5 protein-coding genes are annotated in these 7,314 nt (G+C 55.3%); 1 reads left to right on the forward strand and 4 read right to left on the reverse strand.

Translation table 11 applies throughout. The annotated features are described in order from the left end of the window. Positions 1 to 103: 103 nt before the first annotated feature. Positions 104 to 433 (forward strand): hypothetical protein, encoded by a 330-nt coding sequence (locus NG895_RS00010; RefSeq protein ID WP_252850378.1) that lies wholly within the window; start codon positions 104 to 106, stop codon positions 431 to 433. A gap of 102 nt (positions 434 to 535) precedes the next feature. Here NG895_RS00010 and NG895_RS00015 read toward each other — a convergent pair whose 3' ends face one another. The 4 genes from NG895_RS00015 to NG895_RS00030 form a co-directional block, all read right to left on the reverse strand. Further along, entirely contained in the window at positions 536 to 1,429 is an 894-nt protein-coding gene (locus NG895_RS00015) for a metallophosphoesterase family protein (protein WP_252850379.1), read from the reverse strand. Between the two features lie 175 nt (positions 1,430 to 1,604). Beyond that, complete coding sequence (locus tag NG895_RS00020; protein ID WP_425267183.1) at positions 1,605 to 3,017, reverse strand: DUF1501 domain-containing protein; 1,413 nt, start codon at positions 3,015 to 3,017, stop codon at positions 1,605 to 1,607. A gap of 32 nt (positions 3,018 to 3,049) precedes the next feature. Continuing rightward, positions 3,050 to 6,061 carry a PSD1 and planctomycete cytochrome C domain-containing protein gene (locus tag NG895_RS00025; RefSeq protein ID WP_261360597.1) on the reverse strand — a complete coding sequence of 1,004 codons (3,012 nt, stop codon included), beginning with the start codon at positions 6,059 to 6,061 and terminating at the stop codon, positions 3,050 to 3,052. 578 nt (positions 6,062 to 6,639) lie between these two features. Beyond that, on the reverse strand, positions 6,640 to 7,251 hold the full coding sequence (locus tag NG895_RS00030) for a PEP-CTERM sorting domain-containing protein (RefSeq protein ID WP_252850382.1): 612 nt from the start codon (positions 7,249 to 7,251) through the stop codon (positions 6,640 to 6,642). Positions 7,252 to 7,314: the final 63 nt, after the last annotated feature.

Genomic DNA, 7,314 nt, shown 5'->3' on the forward strand with positions numbered 1-7,314 from the left:
AAACAAGTGCCTTCTGTTACCTTCCGACGTTCGGAAATGCGGCGTTTTCCAAGTTGCCACAACGGTACGTACCGTAGTGGGTCCTTTCAGGAGAACCCGTACCATGCCGCAACTGGCGAATTCTCTCCCCGAGTACCGCAAGCACAAAGCGTCCGGCCAGGCCGTGACCACGATCGGCGGCAAAGACTTTTACCTCGGCCCCCACGGGACAGTTGCCTGCAAGAAGGAGTACGACCGCGTTATTGCGGAGTATCTCGCCTCTGGACGTTCCCCGGTGTTCGGTAAGCCCGCCCTGGTTCTGACCATCGCGCAGCTCGCTGTGGCCTACGTAAGGCACGCCAAGAGCTACTTTGGGACAGCTCCCACCAGTGAATACCAACGCATTAGGCTGCAAAGGTCTTCGCCACCGCCAGCAGTTGACGGAGAACCTTAGAGACAGAGATGGTCCAACCTCGTTCGCTAAGCCAACGCAAAAAAGTTGGTCGCCGTGAACTGCCAGCGATCATCCGCGATGTCGCGCACCCACTGAGCGCCTTCACCGCGAAGTCTTTTTTAGGTCATAATCTGATTGTTGTCGATAACCATCGACCAGAATCGAGCGGTCGGGAAATATGGAGACGATGGCATGACCGCTATTTTCAATGCCGGATTCTTCAACCACGGCGCGCAGCGTGCAGTAGTGAATCTTTGCGATGTCCTTGTAGGAGTTCTTGTGTGAATGGCCCTGAAAAACCGCGAGAACCTTGCCTGAATCTTCAAGTACACTTCTCACTTCCATCGCATTCTTGACAAAGTAAGAGCCGTTGCCGTCAAGTCTTTGGTGAACAAATACAACAACTGGCAAGAACGTCGACTTCAAGTCATTTTGCAACCACTTTATCTGGTGTGGTGGGACATTGGCGTCGGTCCAGTCAAAATTGTTCCGGCCGTAGCTGACCCCATCGTGACGATAGCAGGCGTCCAGAATGACGAAGTGTATGTCGCCGCGGTCGAAAGAGTAGTACGCCTTTTTAGCGCCCGAAGTATTCAGGAATTCTTTCTTTGACAAGGTGGCAACACAGTGATTCCCCAATACGTAATGCCGATCTCCGGTAAACTTCGCAAAGTGCTCGTTCGCCTTACGAAGCCAACCGAGCTCGGTGTCGACATCATCGGCGGCATCAATGAAGTCACCCAACTCGACGGCGAAGTCCGCTTTGCTGTCATTGAACTGTCTTACCGCATCGTCGATTTTGTTGAGCGATTCCCGGTAGTACCGCGATCCAACGTGTGCTTTAGCTGCGTAGTGACAATCAGTAAGCAGACCAAAACAGATTGAAGGAGTCGATGCTTCCTGTGCAGCCAGAAGCTCTCGGGGCGCCTTAACACTCATTCCACAGCTAGTTAGTGCCAATGCGCCTTTATATAGAAACGATCTTCGAGTATCCATAAACCTTTCCCTTTACAGGTTGGGGCGCCGGCCCAAGCAGTTCTGGTGCCGAGTGCGCCAGGTAGACATGGAGACGAATGCTGTTGATCGCCTGAGACATCGAATTCGTATCTGTCTTTTGGGAATGTGATTGGTAATTGCGATGCGGCTCGCAATTGGCGATCAGATGGGTATCTTAAGTAAGCAACCGATGAACGACGTGGGCTTCTTCCACGCCAGTAAGGCGGAAATCGAGCCCCTGAAACTTGTAGGTGAACCGCGAATGGTCGATTCCGAGCATGTGTAACATCGTGGCGTGAAAATCTCGCACATGGACCGGGTCTTCTACAGCGTTGTAACCAAAGTCGTCGGTGGCTCCATAAGCAGTGCCGCCGGGTAGACCACCACCGGCAAGCCACAACGAGAAGCCCTTTATGTGGTGGTCGCGACCGCTTCCCTGTGCCATCGGCGTACGCCCAAACTCCCCACCCCATACAACTAAGGTGTCGTCCAGCATTCCTCGTTGCCGCAGGTCCTTCACCAGAGCGGTCGTACCCTGATCCACGAGCTTGCCGGTGACGGCTGCCCCCTTCTTCATCCCACTATGGTGATCCCATCCGCGGTGGTAAAGTTGGATGAAACGAACTCCTCGCTCGGCCAGTCGACGTGCCAGGAGGCAATTGCTGGCGAACGTGCCATCGCCGGGCCTGCAACCATACATGTCGATGATATGCTTTGGTTCGCCGGACAAGTCCGTTAGTTCGGGAATCGAAGCCTGCATCTGAAAGGCCATTTCGTAGCCCTTGATACGAGTGGCGACTTCGGTGTCGTCGAGTTCAAGATTGCGGACGCGGTTGATATCGTTCACTGCCTGAACGATGTCACGCTGCTGCTCACGGCCGACTCCAGCGGGATTGTTTACGTAGTGGACCGGACTGCCGGTGGATTGCATTTGCACTCCTTGAAAACGACTGGGCAGGAAACCGGAGTGCCATTGTCGCGAACTAATTGGTTGGCTTTGCCCTCCTCCCTCGCTGGTCAAGACAATAAAGCCGGGCAGGTCCTGAGTTTCGGCCCCCAGGCCGTAGAGCACCCACGAGCCCATGGAGGGTCGGCCACTGATCGCGGTACCTGTATTAAAGAAAGTGTGCGCCGGATCGTGGTTGATTTGTCCGGTGTACATCGATTTGACGACACAAATTTCGTCTGCAATCTCGGCCATATTGGGGAAGATGGTCGACATCTGCAATCCGCTCCGGCCTCGTCGAACGAAGGGATGTTGCGGCCCCATGACCTTCAACTCTTGCCCTTGCAGTTGGGCAATCGGCTGGCCCTCAGTCAGTGAGGCTGGCATCGGCTGGCCATCGAACTTTGCCAGCATCGGCTTATGGTCGAATGTCTCCAGATGGCTTGGTCCACCAGCCATGCAGAGGTGGATCACACGCTTGATCCGCGGAGGGTGGTGCCTGACTGAAGATCTGTCTGATTCTGATCGGGAGTCCGCAGCGCGAACGAGTCCCGGCTCCAGCAAGGACGCCAATGCAATTGATCCCAGCCCCGTGCGTCTGAGAAACGTACGACGGGCAATGTGCTCTTGGTGGTTCAGCATGCAACTACTCCAATTCATAGTCCAGGCATGCGCTAGTAACGCACAATAGTTTCATTCAAGTTGAGCAGAGCCCGAGCGACACTGGTCCACGCCGCTAGCTCAGATATTTCCAGCTCAGTAGCAACGGGGGCGTTGCCCGTTGAAACCAGCTCCTTGGCTTGCTCAACGTGTTCACGGTAGTGCGCTAGGTGTGCGTCGTGCAAATCTTGCAACCTATCCACAATCGGCTCCTCGGGCTCACGGGAGATGACATTGCGGTACGCCCAAACAATGCGATCGTCCGTGCTATTTCCACCTTCACGCATAATGCGGGCCGCAAACACCCGGGCCGCCTCGACAAAAGTGGGGTCATTCAGCAAGGTGAGAGCTTGCAGCGGCGTATTGGACCGGGCGCGAGCAGCGGTACATTCTTCGCGGCTAGGGGCGTCGAACGCTTTTAGCATTGGATGCAAAAAGGTGCGTTGCCAATGAACGTACACCCCGCGGCGGTACTGATCGTCGCCTGGATCGGCGACATAGGTGCGTTTGGGAAAGTTCAGTTGGGCATAGTATCCAGCGGGTTGATACGGCTCCACGCTACTGCCTCCGACTTGCTCCACCAGCAGTCCGCTGACGGCCAGCGCATTGTCACGTACCATTTCAGCGGGCAGCGGAAAACGCCCCTGCCTCGCCAGCCAATGATTGCCCGGGTCGCTTAGCTGCAAATGCTCAGAAGCTCGCGAAGAGCGACGGTAGGCATTCGTGGTGACAATTGACCGCAGAAGGTGCTTAACGTCCCAGCCTGACTGAACGAACTCCACTGCCAGCCAATCCAGCAGGTCGGGATGAGAAGGATAAGTTCCTTGGCCGCCGAGATCGTCGACACTGCTGCAGATACCTCGACCGAACATCAGGTACCACAGGCGATTGGCCATGGTACGGGACGTGAGCACATTGTCCGGTTCACACAGCCAATTCGCAAAATCGAGTCGGTTCGCCCGGCGAGGTCCGGTTTGCAATTCGCCCAGAAACTCTGGTATGGCGGGCTCCACGATTTCGCCCGAATCGTCCATCCAGTTTCCTCGTGGCAGGATGCGAATCGTACGCGGAGATACTGCTTCGGAGACGACGGTGGTGGTAGCCGAGTGCTCGATGTCGTTGCGCTGGGCCTGCAGGCGGGCGATATTGTTGTCCAGCTCTTTTATCGGAGCCGTTTGGGACAAGTAGTGCTTACGCAGCCGATTGGCTTGCTCCGTGGTTCGCTCGCTGGGATCGAGAGACAAGGCCTGCTCTACATGAGCAGGAAGGGTGAATATGTCGCTCCACCCCGCTTGGTCCCAGTAGACTTGCCCTCCGAATTGAGTAAATGCCATTCCTTTGACGCTGTCGCCCGGCTCGAGGCCTACTCGTTCGGCGTCGACCTGCAAGCGAACCCACTGGCCTTTCTCTGGTAAATCTCCCAAGCGTTGATAGCCAGCCCAATTCTCAGACCTCCTGCCATAGGAAATCGCATCGGATCCCCACACCGCCCGGTGGTTCCAGGAACCGTCGTTGAATTGCAGCATGATCGCTGCAGGCGGGTCTTCTGGGTCGAGGTACACCCACGCAAAGAACCGCGTACCTCGCGAAACGACGGCTCTCGATGTGGCATCGTCAAAGAAATGCTGCATTTGTCCGGCGGATCGCTGCACGCGAGATAGGCGTTGGCTATGAACGGGCCCCTCATCATCAGTGATATAGTGCCACTCACCCTCCAATTTCGCACCGATCAATTCCTGGTCGTCCACCCATACGGTCGCCGTTTCCCTGGCTTCGCGCAATCGTGCTCGGGCGATTGTCTCCCAGGCAGACTGGCCTGGCAGCGCTTGCTCTTCAAGAGGCGCACGGCGAGACTCGAAAACTGCAATTTCGCGATCAATCTCTGCGAGCTGCTCTAGCTCTGCTTCGGTCGGAACGGGAATCTGGGGTGGGCGACTCCTGGCCTCGTACTTGCCTTGTTCCTTGAGGTCGGCAAAGAATGCTCCCAAAGAGTAGAAATCTCGCAACGTATATGGATCGTACTTGTGATCGTGACACTGCGCGCAACCCATTGTGGCGCCCATGAAAACCTGCGAGACGTTGCGGACTCGATCGGCGAAGTAAATGGCTAAGTATTCTTTGGGTTGAGCTCCTCCCTCTTCGGTGGTTTGATTAAGCCGGTTGTAGCCGGAGGCAACTTGCTGGTCCAGTGAGGCATTGGGTAGTAGATCGCCAGCCAGTTGTTCTCGGATAAACTGGGAGTAAGGCGTGTTTGCATTGAAAGAATTGATAACGTAGTCGCGATAAGGGGTTTGCGAGACATTCTGATCGCCGTGATAGCCCACCGTATCGGCGTATCGTACTAGGTCGAGCCAGTAGATGGCCATCCGCTCGCCAAAGCGAGGTGACTCCAAGAGACGATCAACAAGCTTTTCGTAGGCATCCGGTGAACGGTCGTGGACGAAGCTGTCAACTTCCGCCGCTGTGGGCGGCATACCGGTCAGGTCGAATGACAATCTGCGAATTAACGTAATTCGGTCGGCCTCTGATACTGGCTCGATACCATCCGCTCTCATCTGGGCTTCAATAAACGAATCGATCGCTTCAGCCACCGACTTTGGTTTGGAGTTGCCGGGAACTGCAGGGCGAACGAGCGGCTTGTAGGCCCAATGGGGCTCGTAGTTGGCACCCTCTTTCACCCAACGTCGCAGCAGAGCACGCTGCTCGTCATCCAGTGGATTGTGGGCGTCAGTGGGTGGCATCACCTCATCGGCATCCGTCGAATCGATGCGACGAACCAGTTCGCTCTCCTCAGGGCTGCCAGGAACTATGGCTCCCCAGTCTTCCACAGCCGATTCCCGCGAGTCGAGGCGCAAGTCCGTGTCGCCGTCACTCGCGGCTGGACCATGACAGGCAAAACACTTGTCCGATAGGATCGGGCGTATATCGCGATTAAACCGGAGAGCTTGCTCAGCACCTAGGGCATGGCCTACCGAGAGTGCGACGAACAAGCAACTCAGGCGAAAAACGGGCTGAATAGATATCAATCCGAAAGCTCTCTTATGAACTGGGTAAAAAATGACCGCTTGACCTAAGGGTGCCCCGTTGTTGGCGAATTCAGTACGCGTTCCGCTCCTATTCAATCGATTCTGTGTCCACCACATCGACTCTCCCATCAAGGTTTACATCCCCGGGCATCAATGAGCCGACGTCTCCGACTCCAAGAACGTTGTCGAGACCAAACTTAGCTTTGGTGAGTGCAGAATCATTATCGTCGAGCACTCTATCCAATGTTGGATTCATCCACATAGCCCCTCCATTTGCAGAGGCCCCCATAAATATCTTACCTGCTGGCCCGTGCAGCTTAAACTCGGCGTCCTAGTTCGATGGCCAGGCAGGGAGTAATTGAATTCTATCTCCATCGACTTGAAGAATCATCTTGTGCGGGGCAGTGTTGGCCAAGCCGGGGTGATCCTGATCGGGCAGCCAATCGAAATTCGGCCCGTAAAACGCAGAAAAGCGACTGCAAGGATCGATTGCCACGTAGCGGAAAATTATTTGCTGCTTAGCCTCCTTTGTTAAGCCCAGTAATGCTGCCTGGTTCACCTCGGCAGACAAACCATTGTTATTCTTGTGACAGCGATTGTGGTAGGTGTCGATGCCCAAATGAAGGACGTTTTTGTCGACGAATTAGGATCAAACCGACCGTGGCCAATCCCAGCAGGGTGATCGCAGTCGGCTCTGGAACGGTGGTTCCGCCTGCAAGCAGCCCGAAGTCTAAGCCGCTAACACTACCGTTGGCGAGCAGTTCGTTATGCAAGATCAGAGCATCGTCCAGCGAAGTCCGACCATCGAGATTCAGGTCGCCTTGGCCCCATGTGTTCCAGTCGCCAGCGGTTATCAATCCGTTATGTGCCGATTGGAAGAGGTTTTCGGACAACCAACCAGCCACGAATGCGCTGACGTCGTCCGATCCAACGGGCCCGGTACCGTCGCCGCTTACCTCACTGTCCCGATTGACGTCGCCAGCCAGCAGGGTGCCCATTCGAGCGGGATCGGTATCGATGGCGTTCTTGATCCACTCGTTGTCCGCAAACAGGCTGAAGGTTCCGTAGTCTTCGCCGTTGCTCGGGTTTCCCGTGGTGCCCATCTCGTTGTCGCCGAAGACATACATTTCCAAGTCGTCAATGGCACCGGTGAAGTAATTGTCAACCTCGGGAAGTTCACGGAACTCCAAGTGCCATTCATCGCTGCGACCGCGTGCAATTCACCTAACGTTTTCGAGACAGTGGTTACATCG

The sequence above is a fragment of the Aeoliella straminimaris genome (assembly GCF_024054565.1).
Taxonomy (GTDB): domain Bacteria; phylum Planctomycetota; class Planctomycetia; order Pirellulales; family Lacipirellulaceae; genus Aeoliella; species Aeoliella straminimaris.